We start from the raw sequence: 16,381 nt of genomic DNA on the forward strand, positions 1-16,381 counted from the left end.
CGGAGCGTAGCTCGTATATCACAAGTCGTCGATACTTCTGTGCACTGTGGCGTCGACTTTCACTCGGCGGGCACGAAAGCCTGCCGACGGCGTTCGGTACGCCGCCGTAGTGTGACGGCGACCAGCAGGGCCGTACCCGCCATCAGCACGGCGCTGACCACGGCCGCCAGCCGGAACCCGTGCACGAACGCCTCCCGGGCGGCGGCGAGGAGCCGCTCGCCGACCTCGACGGGCAGGCGGTCGGCGGCCACCAGGGCGGCGGTGAGGTTGTCCCGCGCGGCGGCCGTCGCCTCCGCGCCGGCCTCGACGGGAACCGTCGTGGCCGTGTCGTGCCGGTAGACCGCGGTGATCAGGCTGCCGAGCAGCGCGATGCCGAAGGCGCCGCCGAGTTGCGGCGCCGTGGCGGAGATCGCCGCCGCCGCGCCGGCCCGCTGCGGTGGTGCGGCTCCGACGACCATGTCGGTGGCGAGCGCCATCATCGGCCCCAGTCCGGCGGAGACGACGACCGCCCCGGTCACCAGGATCGCCAGTCCGCCGACCTCGACCTGGGTGAGCAGGCCGTAGCCGACCGCGGCGAGCGCCAGACCGGTCGCGGTGACCGTCGCCGGGTCGACCCGGCGGGCGATCCGTGGGGCCAGCGTGGACCCGACGATCACGCCGACGGCCGAGGGCGCGGTCCACATGCCCGCCGCCAGTGGGGACAGGCCCTGCACCAGTTGCAGGTACTGCGCGATGGCGAGGTTGGATCCCCACAGGACGAAGATGCCCAGCGCCAGGGTGGCGGCGGCGACGGTGAGTCGGCGGTCGGCGAAGAGCCCGAGGTCCAGGAACGGGTCGGTTCGGCCGCGCTGCCGCCGGACGAACAGCACGGCGGCGGCCAGGCCCGCCACGACCGCCAGCAGCGACGTCGCGTGCACGCCGTCGGCGGCGATCCGCTTGAGCCCGTACACCACCGGCAGCACCGCACCGAGCGACAGCAGCGCGCTGACCAGGTCCAACCGGCCGGTGGCGGCGCGCCGCTCGGGCAGCAGCGCCGGCCCCACCACCAGCAGCACCAGCATCACCGGTACGCCGAGCAGGAACACCGAGCCCCACCAGTACCGCTCCAGCAGCCACCCGCCGACCAGCGGTCCGACCGCCGTACCGCCGGAGACGCTGGCGATCACCACCCCGATCGCCACCGCCCGCTGTCGTGCGTCGACGAACATCACCGTCACCAGGGAGAGGATGGCCGGCATCAGCGTCGAGCCGGCGACCCCCATCACCGCCCGGGCGACGATCAGCAGTTCCACGGTGGGGGCGTACGCCGCGGCCACCGAGGCGACGCCGTAGCCGGCGGCGCCGAGCAGCAGCATGCGGCGTCGCCCGATGCGGTCGCCCCACACGCCCATGGTGATGAGGGAGCCGGCGAGCAGGAAGGCGTAGACGTCGACGATCCACAGCAGTTCGGTGCTGTCGGCCGAGAGGTCCCGGCCGATCGTCGGTAACGCCAGGTGCGTCACGGTCAGTTCCAGCGAGGCGAGCAGGGCCGGTAGGGCGAGCACCACGAGCCCGTACCACTCCCGCCGTCCCGCCACATGGCGCGGCGGCGCCGCATCCATCGGGGTCGTCATGGAGTCGAGCTTCCGACCTCAACCGAACTTCAGGTCAAGCGGATTCGCGGCGTGCCCCGAGCCACGCCGCGAATCCGCCGGGTCGCTGACGACTATTCGCTGCGTAGCCCCTCGGCCCGGGTCAACCGCCACAGCAGTGGCAGGCTGGCGGCGGTGACCACGAGCACCAGCACCGCAGCGGTGCCGGACACTCCGGCGATCGCCGTCCAGTTGACGCCGACGGAGATCCCGGCGACCGACTGGAGCAGGGCCGCCACCGCGCTTCCGGTCACGACCGCCAGCAGCATGCCCAGCGTCACCGGGATCGCCACCTGATAGAGCACGGATCCGGAGAGGCTGCGGCGGCGGGCGCCGAACGCGCTGAGCACCGCCAACGGCCGCCGCCGCTCGCGCAACTGTTCGAGGATGTTGACCAGCATGCTCGCGCCGATGACCAGCAGCAGGACGACCGCGCCGATCTGCAGTGCCTGTTGGTAACCGGCCAGCACCGAGGAGGTGCGGCGTTCCTCGAACGTCTGCACGACCGCCGTCGGGTCCACCTGCGCGACGGTGTTACGCAACCGCTCCACCGTGTCCCGGTCGGCCGGGTCGTACGCGACGAGCACGCTGCTCGGATTGACCGGCGGCACCTCCAACGCTCCCGGGGTGAGCAGGAAGTCCGCCACGACCAGCGTGGAGTACTGCCGCACCGTGGGGACCTCGGCCGGCACGGTCCAGCGGACCGGCGTGCCGTCGTCGTCGAAGGTGAGCGTGGTGCCCGCCTCCGTCGACGCGCCACCCGGGCCGGCGAAGCTGTCACCGTCGGCACAGGAGGGCAGCTCGGCGTACTGGCGCAGGGCCGCGCAGTCGGCGATGTAGACCCGGTGGACCTGCGCCGCGTCCGGGGCGGTGCCCAGGTCCGCCAGCCCGCTGGTGGCCCGGACCCCGACCGTGTCGGCCAGCGCCTCGGCCCAGGTCCGGGCGGGACCGTCGGGCGTGCCCGGCTCGTAGACGAAGACGACGGCCTGGAAGTCGTCGTCGGGGCTCAGGTCGCTCGCGCTGTACGTCTGCGCCGCGCCGAGCACTCCCTGCACGGCGATCACGCCGGCCACCGACACCGCGATGCCGGAGACGGCCCGGAAGGCGGTGTCGCTGTCCAGTTGCAACCGGCGTACCGCGAGCTGCCACGCGACGCCGCCGCCCCCCAGCCGCCGTACCGTCGCCTGCACCAGCCACGGCAGGAGCAGCACCACCCCGACCAGGAGCAGCGTCGCCCCGGCGGCGAGTTGCAGCTCCACCAGCAGGCCGCCGGCCTGTTCGGTGAGACCGCCGAGCAGCGGGTAGAGCAGAAGGAGTCCGACCAGTGACGGCAGTGGCCGCCACCAGAACCGACGATGACGCTCGCCGCCGCGCCGGACCACGCCGAGCGGCTCGATCACCACCCGCCGCAGCGCGGAGAGGGTGACCAGGACCGCGGTGGTCGGCACCAGCACCACGACCAGCAGCGCCAGCACGGGTACCGGACGCATGTCGGCGGCGAAGAAGCTGAACCCGGGTGGCAGCAGGTCGCCGGCCACCCCACGGATGCCGAGGAATGCGAGCGCCCCGAGGGCCAACCCGAGCACCGCGCCGACCAGGCTCTCCCCCGCCGCCACCCGCCGGGTCATCGCGCTGTCCGCGCCGACCAGCCGGATCGCGGCGAGCTGGCGGTCGCGGGCCTCACTGCCGAACCGCACCGCCGTGGTCACGAAGATCATCACCGGCAGCAGCAGGACCACCAGGCCCAGCACGCCCAGCACCAGCAGCACCGGCGACACTCCCCCGGCCTCCTGCGGGCCGTCGCCGCCGTACGCGTCGATCCGCCGGGCGCCGAGGCTCTCCTCGTCCACCTGCTCCGAGTGGAGATAGAAGAGTCGTTCATCGGGGCCGGCCAGCCCGTCGGGGCCGATGGTGCCGACCACCCGGCCGCCCCACCGCTCCCGCAGCAACGCACCCTCGGGCGAGTCGAGTAGCTCGGCCAGGGCCGGCGAGACGACCATCTCGCCCGGGGCCAACCGGCGGTCGACACCGGGGGGCAACGGCGTCCGCTCCCCCTCGGGCCGCACCAGCCAGCCGTTGACGTCGGTGCCCCGGTAACGGGACTCCACGTCCACGGTCAGCAGGGTGTCCGGCCCGGGTGCGGACACCACCGGGCCCGGCAGGCGTGCCGCCTCCCGGTCGCCGCGCGCGGCGGCCAGCGTGGGCAGGGCGGCGGCGGTCAGCAGCATCACCACGCCGAGGCCCACACCGACCGAGATCAGGGCCAGTCGGGCCCAGCCGGACCGGCCGCCCGCCACGCTGAGCCGTACACCCAGCGCCAGGTCGTCGAGCCAGCCCGCCGCGCCGCGCCGCGTCCCGGCGCTCATCGGACGTGCGCCGGGGTACGGACCTTGCCGTCGCGCACCACGACCTCCCGGTCGGAGTACGCGGCCACCCGCGCCTCGTGCGTGACGAGCACGACCGCGGCGCCGGTCTGCCGGGCCGCCTCGACGAAGAGCCGCATCACCCGCTCGCCGTTGAGCGAGTCGAGCGCGCCGGTCGGCTCGTCGGCGAAGATCACCCGAGGGCCGGTGATCAGCGCGCGGGCCACCGCCACCCGTTGGCCCTGGCCGCCGGAGACCTCGCCGGGGCGCTTGCCCGCCACGTCGTCGACCTCCAGCCGGGCCAGTGCGTCGCTCGCCCGACGCGCCGCCTCCCGCCGCCGTACGCCGGACAGCCGCAACGGCAGCGCGACGTTCTCCAGGCAGGTCAGCTCCGGGACGAGCTGCCCGAACTGGAACACGAACCCGAACTCGGTCCGGCGCAGCGCGCTGCGACGCTGGTCGGAGAGGGCGACCAGGTCCTGCCCGGCGTAGCTGACCCGGCCGGAGTCCGGCGCGACGATCCCGGCCAGGCAGTGCAGCAGGGTGGACTTGCCGGAGCCGGAGGGGCCCATCAGGGCGAGCACCTCACCGGCGTGCACCCGCAGCGACGCGCCGTCCAGCGCCGGGGTGGCGCCGTACGTCTTGACCAGGTCCTCCGCCTCCAGCAGCGGGGTGTCCGTTACGGGGTTCATCGCGTCTCCTCTCGCACCTGCGCGCGGAGCTGGTCCAGCCGGGCGGCGGTCAGCTCCAGCCAGCGCAGGTCGGCTTCCAGGTGGAACAGGGCGTGGTCACAGACGAGCTGGTCGGCCAGGTCACCGGCGAGCTTGCGCTGGGTCAGCTCCCGCATCTGCGCCAGGTGGGCGGCGCGCTGCACGTCGAGCAGGTCGGCCGCGTCACGGTCAGTGAGCAGCGCCAGCACGACCTTGGTGTAGAGCTTGCTCTGGAGATAGACCTCGGGCTGCTCCGGTCGGGCCAGCCACTGCTCGACGTCGGTGACGCCGGCATCGGTGATCGCGTACCGCTTGCGGTCCGGGCCCTCGCCGGGCTCGGACTGTACCTCGACGAGACCGTTCTTGAGCAGGCGCGCGAGCGTGGCGTAGACCTGCCCGTAGTGCAGCGACCGACCGCGACCGAACTGGTCGTCGTAGGAGCGCTTCAGGTCGTAACCGTGGCGCGGGCCCTGCTCCAGCAGACCCAGTAGGGCGTAACCGACAGACATGAACGCCACTATACACACGGGCTATACACGCAGTGTCTACGTCCGAGGCTGCGGGACCGCCGACATCGTCGCCGAGGTCGGCGCGCGGACCCGACAGACGTAGGAGTCATATATCGAAATCTTTGAACACCCGTCGGATGACCGGTCGTGAGCTGGGCCGTAGCGTCGACGTGATCCACCTCGCACGGAGACGGACACGCACCGTCACCAGATCGCGAGCGTCACGCCCCGTGACGGACCGCCACGTCGGTAGTGGATCGGCGCTCCGTGCTGTCCTTTCCACCCCCGAAGGAGCAGAAGTGCCCCGAAACCCCCGCTCGTCACGCGCTCGCCGCAGCGGCGCGTTGCTGTTGTCCACCGCCCTCGTCGCCTCGTTGACCTCCGTCGCCGCGAAACCCGCCTCGGCGGCGCCGGAGGAACCCCTCAAGTCCAACGAGATCTTCCTGACCGGCCCGAACCAGGGCGCCCCGGAGGACATCGCCGCCGCCTACCTACGCGCCAACCCGGCCCGGCACGGCGTGACCGCCGCCGATCTCGGCGACCTGGCCGTGCTGTCCAGCTACACCAGCCGACACACCGGTGTCACCCACGTCAACCTCGCCCAACGCCACGAGAAGTTGGAGATCTTCGGGGCCACCGCGACGGTCAACGTCGCCCGCGACGGCAGCGTCATCTTCGTCGGCGACACCCTCGTGGCCGACCTGACCGGCGACGCCACCGCCCCCGACCTGGACGCCGTGGACGCCGTCGAGGCCGCAGCCGACGCCCTCGACCTGCCCACGCCCACGAACACCCGCGTCATGAGCCGCACCGGCGGCCCGGCTCAACGCACCGTCGTCAGCGGCAGCGGCGTCTCCGCCGAGCCCATCCCGGCCAAGCTCGGCTGGCAACCCACCGACAGCGGGCTCCGTCTCGCCTGGCAGCTCGTCATCGACGACGCCACCGACGCCCACCTCTGGAACGCCACCGTCGACGCGGAGAGCGGCGACCTGCTCGGCGCCGACGACTGGACCACCCACGAGCACACGGACGACCTCGCCGAGACCCTGCACCCGGTCTCCGGCCGGACGATGCCGGCTCGGCGCTCCGCACCACTCGGCACGCCCGACCCCGTGCAGGACGGGTCGAGCTACCACGTCTACGGCTACCCGACGGAGAGCCCGAACGACGGCCCCCGCAGCGTGGTGACCAACCCGGCGGACGCGCTGGCCTCGCCGCACGGCTGGCACGACACCGACGGCGTTCCCGGCCCCGAGTTCACCACCACCCAGGGCAACAACGTCCACGCGTACCAGGACCAGGACAACAACAACGCGCCGGACTTCGGCAGCAGCCCGGACGGCGGTCCGAACCTGACCTTCAACTTCCCGCTCGACCTGAACGAGAACCCGCAGAGCTACCGGGACGCGGCCACCGCCAACCTGTTCTACTGGAACAACATCATCCACGACGTGTCGTACCGCTACGGCTTCGACGAGGCGTCCGGGAACTTCCAGGCGAACAACTACGGTCGCGGCGGTGTCGGCGGCGACTACGTCCGCGCCGAGGCGGCCGACGGCGGCGGCTCGAACAACGCCAACTTCTCCACCCCGGCGGTGGACGGCGTCGGCGTACCCCGGATGCAGATGTACCTGTGGCCGGGCAACCAGTTCGGCGCCCAGAACCAGGTCGTCGTCGACGGGGTCGGGTCGTTCGACGCCACCTGGTCGCGCTACAGCCCGGCACCGACCGGCGCCGGGCTGTCCGCCCGCCCGTTCGTGCACGGCGGCACCGGCTGCGCCGCCTCGTCGTACCCGGCCACGCTGCCCGACGGCGGCTGGGTCGCGGTGGTCGACGGCGGCACCACCGCCTGCACCTACCTGCTGCGCACCCAGATCGCCGAGTCGCTCGGCGCCGACGCGGTGGTGGTCGCGCACAACGCGGCCGGAGCCGCCCCGGTGCTCACCGGCGCCATGACGACCGCGCCGGTCACCATCCCCGCGGTGGCGGTCACCCAGGCCGACGGCACCACCATCAAGGCCGCGATCGCCGAGGGCACCGTCACCGGGTCGGTCCGCAAGCACCCCAGCCACCCGGGTATGCGCGACGGCGACCTCGACGCCGGCATCATCATCCACGAGTACGGGCACGGCATCTCGCTGCGGCTGACCGGCGGCCCGGGAATCAACTGCCTGACCGGCAACGAGCAGATGGGCGAGGGCTGGAGCGACTTCTTCGCGATCACCACGCTGCTCGACCCGGCCCTCGACACCGCCGACGGCTCGCGGGGCCTGGTGCCGTACGTGCTGTACCAGGAGGACCGCACCGGCAACGGACTGCGCCCCCGGCCGTACTCGCGCAACATGGAGACGCAGCCGTTCACCTACGACAGCATCAAGACCGGCGGCTGGCTGAACGGCACCTCGCTGGCCGCGCCGCACGGTATCGGGCACGGCTGGGCCGCCGTCCTCTGGGACGTCACCTGGGATCTCATCGACCGGCACGGCCTCAACCCGAACGTGTACGGCGACTGGAACACCGGCGGCAACAACCTCGCCATGCAGCTCGTGATGGACGGGTTGAAGATGCAGGGCTGCGGGCCGGGCTTCGTGGTCGGCCGCAACGCCATCATCGCCGCCGACGCGGCGCTGACCGGCGGCGACAACGCCTGCACCCTCTGGTCCTCGTTCGCCCGCCGGGGTCTCGGCTACAGCGCGGTGCAGGGCACCACCAACCGGGACGACAACACCGAGGCGTTCGACACGCACCCGTCCTGCCGGGGCGACTTCGTCGGCCGCACCGCGGCGCCCGGGCTGAACACGCTGCCCGCCGGGGACGCTGCACCGATGAAGTTCCAGCTCGCGAGCAACCGGGGGCTGGACATCCTGGCCAGCAACTCGCCGTACTCCCGCCTGGTCGACTGCGACACCCTGCGGACGGTCAACCCGGACGGTTCGATCACGCCGCGACCGGCCCCGGTGGCGGCCGTCAACCCCGGCAACTCCCGCATGTCGGCCAACGCCAGGGGGCAGTACAACTACGTCTGGAAGACCGACCCCGCCTGGGCCGGCACCTGCCGTGAGTTCGTGCTGACCCTCGACAACGGATACCAGTACCGCACGTACTTCCGGTTCACCGGCTGATCCGGTAGCCACCACCGGGGGAGGGTTCCGCACCACGGGGCCCTCCCCCCGTCCAGGCCCGCAGGTGTACCCGGGTGGTGACGGGGTAGGAAACGCCGACCGACGACCCCGCGCTGCCAGGCGGAGTCCAGCGCAGGCCGGGGGGAACGGGATGAGCCGGGTCCGCAATCTGCGCGTCCGCCCCGACCTGCTCTATCTGGCCAGCGGCTGGAGCACTTTGGTCACCGACGTCCGGGGCCGGATCATCGGCACCGGTCCGCAGGGGTTCTTCGCCCGCAACACCCGGGTACTGCACACCGAGCGGATCACCGTCGACGGGCGGGAGCCGGTGCCGTTCAGCACGGCCACCGTCGGAGGGTACGCCCAACTGTCGTACGCCGAGCTGGGCGCCGGTGACGAGCTGCCCTCGCGGGCGGCGTACCTGACCGTGGCCCGGTTCGTGGGGGCCGGGCTGCGGACCCGCCTGACCGTGCTCAGCTACGCGGACGTACCGCTGGAGCTGCGGCTACGGATCGAGCTGAGCGCCGACTTCGCGGACACCGGCGAGGCCGAGCGGGGCCGGCGGGTGCAGTCCGGCACGGTCGAGCGCCGGTGGGATCCGGCGGAGTGGGAGCTGCGGCTGACGTACCGCTGTGACGGCCTGGACCGGGCGGTGGCGATCCGGGTCCGCACCGACCAGCCGATCCGGTACGCCGACGACGGCTTCGAGGTGGACCTGGCGGTGCCGACCCGCGAACGCCGACAGGTGGAGATCCTCGTCGAGCCCGTCTTCGACGGCGAACGTCTCGTCGCGCCACCGCCGAGCTTCACCGACTCCGGTGACCTGGCCGGCGCGGCACGTGGCCGGCTGGAACGCGAGTTCACCCGGTTGACCAGCACCAACTTCGACGTGACGGCGTCCTGGCGATGCGCGACGGAGGACCTGGCCGGGCTGCCCCTGGGCGAGCCGGCCGGCCCGACCGCCCCGATCGCCGGCCTGCCGATCTATCAGGAGATCTTCGGTCGGGACACGATGACCGCCTCGTGGCAGGCGTTGCTCGCCGGTCCGACGATGCTGGCCGACAGTCTCCGGCTCAACGCCGCGCACCTCGGGCGGCGCATCGACGACTGGCGCGACGAGGAGCCCGGCAAGCCGCTGCACGAGGCGCGTCAGGGGCCGGTGTCCGCGCTCGGCCTCGATCCGCTGTCGCACTACCACGGCGACTGGTCCACCGCGCCGGACTTCCTCGTCTTCCTCGGCCAGTACTACGCCTGGACCGGGGATCTCGACACGGTCCGCGAGTTGCTGCCGGCGACGCGTCGCGCGCTGGACTGGCTCGACCGGTTCGGCGACGAGGACCACGACGGTTTCCTGGAGTACCACTGCCGCTCCCGGGTCGGTGTGAAGAACCAGGGCTGGAAGGACTCCGATGACGCGGTGGTCGACGAGCACGGCCGGTTGGTGCCGAACCCGATCGCGAGCAGCGAGTTGCAGGCCTACTGGTACGCCGCCCTGCGGCACGCGGCCGTGACGTTCACGGTGACCGGTCATCCCGCGACCGGCGCGGCCCTGCTGCATCGGGCGAGGGCGCTGCGTCGCCGGTTCCACCGCGCCTTCTGGATGCCGGACCGGGGTTGCTACGCGATGGCCCTCGGCCCGGACGGGCAGCAGGTCCGCTCGGTCAACTCCAACGACGGGCACCTGCTCACCAGCGGGATCGTGCCGGCGCGGATCGCTCCCGTGGTGGCCGACCGGCTGTTCGCGCCGGACATGTTCAGCGGGTGGGGCATCCGGACGCTCTCCGCCACGCATCCGGCGTACAACCCGTTCAGCTACCACCGGGGCAGTGTCTGGCCGGTCGAGGCGGGCACCATCGGCCTCGGGCTCGCCCGGTACGGCTGTTGGGACCACCTGCACCGGCTCGCCGAGGGGACGTTCGCGGCGTCGGCCCTCTTCGCCGAGCACCGGCTCCCCGAGGTACTCAGCGGTCTGCCCCGCGACACCTTCCCGCACCCCGGGGTCTATCCGAACTCGTGTTCCCCGCAGGCGTGGTCGGCCAGCGCCATCGTCGCGCTGGTGCAGGCACTGTTGGCGCTGCGCCCGGCCGCGCCGCTGCGGGCGATCCTCCTCGACCCGCACCTGCCGCCGTGGCTGCCGGACCTCACGCTGGAGGGGGTACGGGTCGGCGGGCACACCTTCGACCTGACGGTGCACCGTCGACCGGGCGGGCGGACGTCGGTGCGTACCAGGGGTGACCGGATCGCCGTGCTGCGCCGCCCCACCCGTCAGGCGTCGGCCACCCGGCGGCACCGCCCCTGACGACCGTGCCGGTGGTGGTGCTCAGGAGAAGCGGTCCGGGTCACCGGCGCCGACCCGGACGATCTCCGGCTCGCCGTCCGAGAAGTCGATCACCGTGGTCGGTTCGGTGCCGCACTCCCCCGCGTCGACCACCGCGTCCACCGCGTGGTCGAGGCGTTCCTTGATCTCCCAGCCCTGGGTCATCGGCTCCTCGTCACCGGGCAGCAGCAGGGTGCTCGACAGCAACGGCTCGCCCCACTCGTCGAGCAACGCGCGGGTGACCGGGTGCGCGGGGATGCGGACGCCCACGGTCTTCTTGCGCGGGTGCAGCAGCCGACGCGGGACCTCGCGGGTGGCCGGCAGGATGAAAGTGTAGCCACCCGGGGTGGCCGCCTTCACCGCCCGGAACACCGCGTTGTCGAGCTGCACGAACTGGCCGAGCTGGGCGAAGTCCCGGCAGACCAGGGTGAAGTGGTGACCGCTGTCGAGCTGGCGGATCTCCCGGATCCGGTCCATGCCGTCCTTGTTGCCGAGCCGGCTGCCCAACGCGAAGCAGGAGTCGGTCGGATAGGCGATCAGGCCGTCGCGCCGGACGATGTCGATCACCTGACCGATGATGCGCGGCTGCGGGTTGTCCGGATGCACGTCGAAGTACCTGGCCATGGCCCGAAGCTTAGGCCGCCGGGAAGTGTCGCATTGGCGACAGTGGCGGCTCGCGGTCACGTGTCGACGCCCATCGTTGTCGGTATGGTCGGACGAGCCCACGACGGCGGCTACCGCGACACCTTCCGACACCCCGCGACACCCACACCCGTCCGGATCACCGTGCTCGTCTTCGGCGTACTGGCGCTGCTGTTCGCGCTGGCGACCGCACACCGCGCGGTGGTCGACGGCGGTTCGCTCGGCGCCGCCGTCTTCTTCGCCGTGATGGCCGTGTCGTGCACGCTGGTCGCGGTCAGCCTGGCCGCCCGCCGCCAGTGGGCGCCCTTTCCGGCGTACGCGCTGACCGGTCTGCTGGCCGCCGCCTCGCTCGGCCTGTGGGGCGCGATCACCTGCGTCGGTGCGATCCTGCTGGTCTGGGTGCTGTGGGCGCTGAACACCCGGGTCTCGCGGGATTGGTTCGGTCGGCGCGGACGGCTGCGGTGAGCACGACGCACCGACCGGTGCCATCGGCGAGGGCGCGCCGCGTCACCGGACAGGCGGGTCGTCCCGCCCACGCCGGTCACGGCGGCCCTCCCCGAACGGGATCGGCGCGCCGCTAGGCGGTCGTCGAGGACTCGGTCTCCGGCTCCTCGTCCGCCTCGGTCGCCGCCGCCTTCTCGGCGTCGGTCTTCTCCGCGTCGGCCTTCGGCTTCTCCGCCTCGGCCGCCGGGTTCTTCCAGGAGAACTCGATCTCGATCGAGTACTCGTCCTTGCCCTCCTGCTCGATCTCCAGCTCGCAGTGCACCTGGTCGGCGACGGCGATGGTGCCGGCGGCGCCGTAGAAGACCTGCCCGCTCTCCACCTGGCTCGCCACCTGCCGCAGCCACGCGGCCAGGTCCGCCCGCGACACCGTCCGCTCGTCCTCGTAGATATCCATGCCGTCATGCTGGCATTGCGGTGTCGACCGAGCACGCTCAGGGTTACCCGGTCGGCGGGGTCGCAGGTGGGGTCGCCGGACCGCGTGTCGGGTGGGGTTCAGGCGGCCGGACCGGCCGCCCGCGCGTCCGTCGCGACGGCGATCTCCCGGCGGCGGACCGCCGCGATCATCGCCGTCCCGGCCGCCATCACCGCACCCGCCATCAGCAACGCCCAGGACCCGCCGACCCGCAGCGTCAGCAGCGCCGCGACCAGGGCGCCGAGGCCCATCGCGACGATCGCGGCGAGCCGCCGGACCCAGGCCGCGCCCACGCCCCCGGCGGCCCGACTGTCGGCCGAGAGGTTGACCATCGTCATCGTCACCACCACCGTGGAGAGATCCCGGATGCCGATGTGGCGGACGGCCGCGGCCTGGGCACCGAGCACCAGCGCCAACAGCCCGGTGACGACCAGCAGCGCTATCCCGTCCGGCGAACCGGTGCCGAGCCAGAGCGCGGCCAGCGCCAGCGTCGACGCGCTTCCGGCGACCAGGACGAACAGGCCGGAGCGGGGCAGCTTCGCCGGGCCCGCCGCGCCCCGGGTCAGCCGGGCGGCGAGCACCGCGCCGAGCATGAAGGCCAGCAGCGCCACCAGGTTGTTGAGCACCGGCAGCCCGGCGACCCCGGCCAGGCCGAAGCCGATGAAGAGCACGTTGCCGGTCATGTTGCCGGTGAAGACCCGGTCCAGCGCGAGGAAACTGACGCCGTCGATCGCCCCGGTCGCCACGGTCAGCACCAGCAGCGGTACGTCGTAGGTCTTGGTCATGAGCCTCTTCCGCAGCTCGCCGGCACCGCTGTGTGGCGCGTCGAGAGCGGCCGTGAGCAGGGCGATCGTCCGGATCGGAGTCTACGCACCGCGCACGGCCGCGTCCCGGCGCTGCCGCGTCACGGCCCGGCGGCGGCCTCCAGCAGGTCGTCGTAGTGCTGCAACCCGTGGTCCGGCGACACGTCCGCGATGGACCAGCTCTGGTAGCCGGTCTTCGTCCTGGGCAGCTCCACGGCGTTCGCCCCGTAGGTGAGGGCGAGTTCGAGCGTCTGGTTCCAGGTCGACGCCGGGCACGGGTCCTGGTTGGCGCAGACCAGGTCGGCGGTCGCCGTCTGGTAGCTGATCGGGCCGCCCTTGCCCGCGATGTACGCCCACATCGCGTAGTAGTTGTTCGGACGGTCCGGGTACATCGAGTTGTTGCCCAGCACGCACCGGGCACCCAGCGAGGTGCGGCAGTAGTCGATCATCTGCCGGGTGTACGGCATGTCCACCGACCCGGTCCAGGTCACCTCGTTGATCCGCTGGTACGGGTTGAACGCCAGGTAGGAACGGGTCTGCTCCCACACGTCGTGCGCGTCGATCTCGTCGCGGTGGCACTGGTCGTCGGCCGCCCCGGTGTAGCCGGCCGCCTCCAGGCCGGGCCGGTTCAGGCTGAGCTGCCCGGTCTGCCGGATATACGGCTCGGCGAACTCGGTGGTGCAGCGGGCGATCACCACGTCCCGGATCCGGGGCTCGTCGTCGTAGCGGGCGGCCAGCCGGTCCTGGAGGTTCTGGTACGCGGTGCCGTACTCGCCGCTCCAGAAGCGGCCGATCGTGCCGGCCAGGGTGCCGCTGGTGTACCACGGGATCGGGCTGGCACCGCCCAGCGTCTTCGCCCAGTCCGGCGCGTGGATGCCGCCGACCACCCGCAGCCGGGCGTGCATGCCGGCCGCGTTCGCGGCGGTCACCGCCTGGTCGATCGCCGTGGTGTCGAGCGCGCCGCCGTGGTCGGTGCCGGCCTGCTGCTGCGGTTGCAGGTCGCTCCAGTTGACCCGGATGACGAAGCTGTCCACCACCGAGGCGTACGCGCCGGTGGCCGGCTCGGCCCGGTCGACCAGGCCGCTCAGCGGCGGCTTGAGGGTGACCGCCGTCGGGGTCGACGTCGAGCGCGCCTGGGCCGGTACGGCGACGGCCGTGGCCGCCATCACCGCGGTGACGAGTACCGCGAACCTTCTCACCCGGGAACCTCCTCGTGGCAGGTGGAGCCCACGTGTCCGGAGGGACCCGCCTCGGGCGGCACCGCCCGGACACCCGGGCACGAAGCGCCAGGATAGGGCCCGAACCCGCCCGCCGTCACCGGCCGAGATCGGCGGCGGAATCCGGTGAGGCGGGGTCCGGCCGCTGGTCACCGTGCCGCGGTGTGGCCCGACCCGTTACGGTGTACCGACCGATCTTCACCTGGGGGTTCCGTTGAGCCGGTTCGAGCAGATGCGGCAACGACTGCGCCGGGCGTACGACGGGGGACGCGCGTCGGTGCGCGCGGCCCGGGACCGGGACCGCACCCGGCGGGCCGACCGCGCGGAGGAACTCGCCCGGCCCATCCCCGAACCCCGCTCCGGCAACGGCGACGGCGAGGACGCCCATCCCTCGACGATCAGCCGCGACGACGCCGGGGTGCCGCACTCGTTGCGGATCGCCGCCGCCTGGTCGTGGCGGATCATCGTCATCGGCATCGTCGGCTGGGCGATGCTGCGGTTCATGGGCACCATCCGCGTCGTGATCGTGCCGCTGCTGGTGGCGCTGCTGCTCTCCGCGCTGCTGGCACCCGCCGTCGGCTGGCTGCTGCGGGCCCGCTTCCCCCGGACGCTGGCCACCGCCGTGGTGCTGATCGGCGGACTGGCCGCCGTGGTCGGCACGCTGACGATGGTGGTCAACGAGTTCATCACCGGTCTGCCCGACCTCAGCCGCAACGCGGCCGACGGCATCGGGCAGATCCAGAACTGGCTGCGCGACGGGCCGCTCAACCTCTCCGACGGCACGTTGGACCAGTACATCCAGGCCGGACAGAACTGGATCAACGAGAACACCCAGGCGCTGACCACCGGCGCGCTCTCCACCGCCGGCACGGTGGTGGAGATCTTCACCGGCGCGCTGCTGGTCCTCTTCGCCATGTTCTTCTTCCTCCGCGACGGGCAGCGCATCTGGCGGTTCATCGTCGGGATGTTCCCGGTCGCCGCCCGCTGGCGGCTCGACGACGCCGGCAAGGCCTCGTGGCAGACCCTGGTCGCCTACGTACGAGCCACCGTGCTGGTGGCGTTCATCGACGCGGTGGGCATCGGCATCGCGCTGGTGCTGTTCGACGTGCCCTTCGCCTTCGCCCTGGCCGCGCTGGTCTTCCTCGGCGCGTTCATCCCGATCGTCGGTGCCACGCTCTCCGGCGCGGTGGCGGTGCTGGTCGCGCTGGTGGACGGCGGCTGGGTCACCGCACTGTGCATCCTCGGCGCGGTGATCGTGGTGCAGCAGGTCGAGGGCAACGTCCTCCAGCCGTGGATCATGGGCAAGGCGGTGGCGCTGCACCCGCTGCCGGTGGTGCTGGCGGTCACCGCCGGTGTGGTGCTCGACGGCATCTTCGGCGCGCTCATCGCGGTACCGCTGATCGCCGTGCTCAACACCGCGGTCCGGCGGCTGGCCCGGCGCCTCCCACCGGCCGAGCAACCGCCGGCCCCGGAAGCGGTCGTGGTCAAGGCCAGCGCACCCTGACGCTCCGGGCCCCGGTAAGAATCATGTCGGGTTCTCGGCGCCGTCGAGCAGGGCCCGCCGCAGCGTGAGCCGGTGCTCGCGGCGGATCTCCGCCTCGCGGTAGCGCCTCCGGTCACCGTCGCTCTCCAGCAGCAGCGGCGGCACCGCACGCGGCTGCCCGGCGTCGTCGACGGCGACCATGACCAGGTGCGCGGTGGCCACCGTGGTCGGCGGGACGGCCCGGTCCCACCGGTCGGCGGTCACCTTCACCGCCACCTCCATTGAGCTGCGGCCCGCCCAGGTGATCCGGGCGTCGACGTGCACCACGTCGCCGACGCGCACGGCGCGGAGGAAGGCGGTCTCGTCGATGGCGGCGGTGACCGCCGGGCCGTCGGAGTGCCGGGCGGCGACCACCCCGGCCACCGAGTCGATGAGGTTGAGGATCCGGCCGCCGTGGACCGTACCCATGAGGTTGGTGTGGTGCTGGTCCATGATCTGCGACAGGGTCAGGTGGGACGCCGACGGTGCCCGACCGGCGGCGGTGATCGTGTCCTGCATGGCGGTTCGTCCGTCCTCGCGCGCGGTCTCGGGATGTGCGGTCTGCCCCGCCGTTTCGGCAAGCTCTACGTGGCGGCGATCGCCGACGCGCTGGACGATGCCGGGCTGTG

General features: G+C 72.4%; 13 protein-coding genes. 4 read left to right on the top strand and 9 right to left on the bottom strand.

Annotated features, from left to right (window positions below):
- Positions 1-59 precede the first annotated feature (59 nt).
- The 4 genes from ACWDVW_RS24230 to ACWDVW_RS24245 form a co-directional block, all read right to left on the bottom strand.
- Positions 60-1,613: an MFS transporter gene (locus tag ACWDVW_RS24230; RefSeq protein WP_449952872.1), complete on the bottom strand. Its 1,554-nt coding sequence runs from the start codon at positions 1,611-1,613 to the stop codon at positions 60-62.
- A 92-nt stretch (positions 1,614-1,705) separates the two neighbouring features.
- On the bottom strand, positions 1,706-3,997 hold the full coding sequence (locus tag ACWDVW_RS24235) for an FtsX-like permease family protein (protein WP_449952875.1): 2,292 nt from the start codon (positions 3,995-3,997) through the stop codon (positions 1,706-1,708).
- Entirely contained in the window at positions 3,994-4,686 is a 693-nt protein-coding gene (locus ACWDVW_RS24240; protein WP_449952878.1) for an ABC transporter ATP-binding protein, read from the bottom strand. The genes ACWDVW_RS24235 and ACWDVW_RS24240 overlap by 4 nt, the downstream gene beginning before the upstream one ends.
- A complete protein-coding gene (locus ACWDVW_RS24245; protein WP_396750032.1) occupies positions 4,683-5,213 on the bottom strand; it encodes a PadR family transcriptional regulator in 531 nt (176 codons plus the stop codon). Before ACWDVW_RS24245 ends, ACWDVW_RS24240 begins: the two co-directional genes overlap by 4 nt.
- A gap of 299 nt (positions 5,214-5,512) precedes the next feature.
- Between ACWDVW_RS24245 and ACWDVW_RS24250 the strand changes: the two genes are divergently transcribed.
- Both ACWDVW_RS24250 and ACWDVW_RS24255 read left to right on the top strand, forming a co-directional pair.
- On the top strand, positions 5,513-8,335 hold the full coding sequence (locus ACWDVW_RS24250; RefSeq protein WP_449952881.1) for a M36 family metallopeptidase: 2,823 nt from the start codon (positions 5,513-5,515) through the stop codon (positions 8,333-8,335).
- A gap of 151 nt (positions 8,336-8,486) precedes the next feature.
- Positions 8,487-10,634, top strand: a complete 2,148-nt coding sequence (locus tag ACWDVW_RS24255; protein WP_449952884.1) for an amylo-alpha-1,6-glucosidase — start codon at positions 8,487-8,489, stop codon at positions 10,632-10,634.
- Positions 10,635-10,655: 21 nt separating this feature from the next.
- On the opposite strand, the gene ACWDVW_RS24260 is transcribed toward ACWDVW_RS24255, so the two are convergent.
- Complete coding sequence (locus ACWDVW_RS24260) at positions 10,656-11,276, bottom strand: L-threonylcarbamoyladenylate synthase (RefSeq protein WP_396695262.1); 621 nt, start codon at positions 11,274-11,276, stop codon at positions 10,656-10,658.
- Between the two features lie 84 nt (positions 11,277-11,360).
- Here ACWDVW_RS24260 and ACWDVW_RS24265 point away from each other — a divergent pair, with 84 nt between their 5' ends.
- Positions 11,361-11,759: a hypothetical protein gene (locus tag ACWDVW_RS24265; RefSeq protein WP_396750026.1), complete on the top strand. Its 399-nt coding sequence runs from the start codon at positions 11,361-11,363 to the stop codon at positions 11,757-11,759.
- Positions 11,760-11,871: 112 nt separating this feature from the next.
- Here the strand turns inward: ACWDVW_RS24265 and ACWDVW_RS24270 are convergent, their stop codons facing one another.
- The 3 genes from ACWDVW_RS24270 to ACWDVW_RS24280 form a co-directional block, all read right to left on the bottom strand.
- The gene (locus ACWDVW_RS24270; RefSeq protein ID WP_396750024.1) at positions 11,872-12,192 is read right to left on the bottom strand and encodes an amphi-Trp domain-containing protein; all 321 of its coding nucleotides are present in this window, start codon (positions 12,190-12,192) and stop codon (positions 11,872-11,874) included.
- 98 nt (positions 12,193-12,290) lie between these two features.
- Complete coding sequence (locus ACWDVW_RS24275; protein WP_396750022.1) at positions 12,291-12,995, bottom strand: YoaK family protein; 705 nt, start codon at positions 12,993-12,995, stop codon at positions 12,291-12,293.
- A 119-nt stretch (positions 12,996-13,114) separates the two neighbouring features.
- Complete coding sequence (locus ACWDVW_RS24280; RefSeq protein ID WP_449952889.1) at positions 13,115-14,212, bottom strand: hypothetical protein; 1,098 nt, start codon at positions 14,210-14,212, stop codon at positions 13,115-13,117.
- Positions 14,213-14,462: 250 nt separating this feature from the next.
- Between ACWDVW_RS24280 and ACWDVW_RS24285 the strand changes: the two genes are divergently transcribed.
- Complete coding sequence (locus ACWDVW_RS24285) at positions 14,463-15,734, top strand: AI-2E family transporter (RefSeq protein WP_449952895.1); 1,272 nt, start codon at positions 14,463-14,465, stop codon at positions 15,732-15,734.
- A gap of 21 nt (positions 15,735-15,755) precedes the next feature.
- Here ACWDVW_RS24285 and ACWDVW_RS24290 read toward each other — a convergent pair whose 3' ends face one another.
- Positions 15,756-16,271 carry an acyl-CoA thioesterase gene (locus ACWDVW_RS24290; protein WP_449952898.1) on the bottom strand — a complete coding sequence of 172 codons (516 nt, stop codon included), beginning with the start codon at positions 16,269-16,271 and terminating at the stop codon, positions 15,756-15,758.
- Between the last annotated feature and the right edge of the window lie 110 nt (positions 16,272-16,381).

The organism is Micromonospora sp. NPDC003241 (assembly GCF_053589795.1).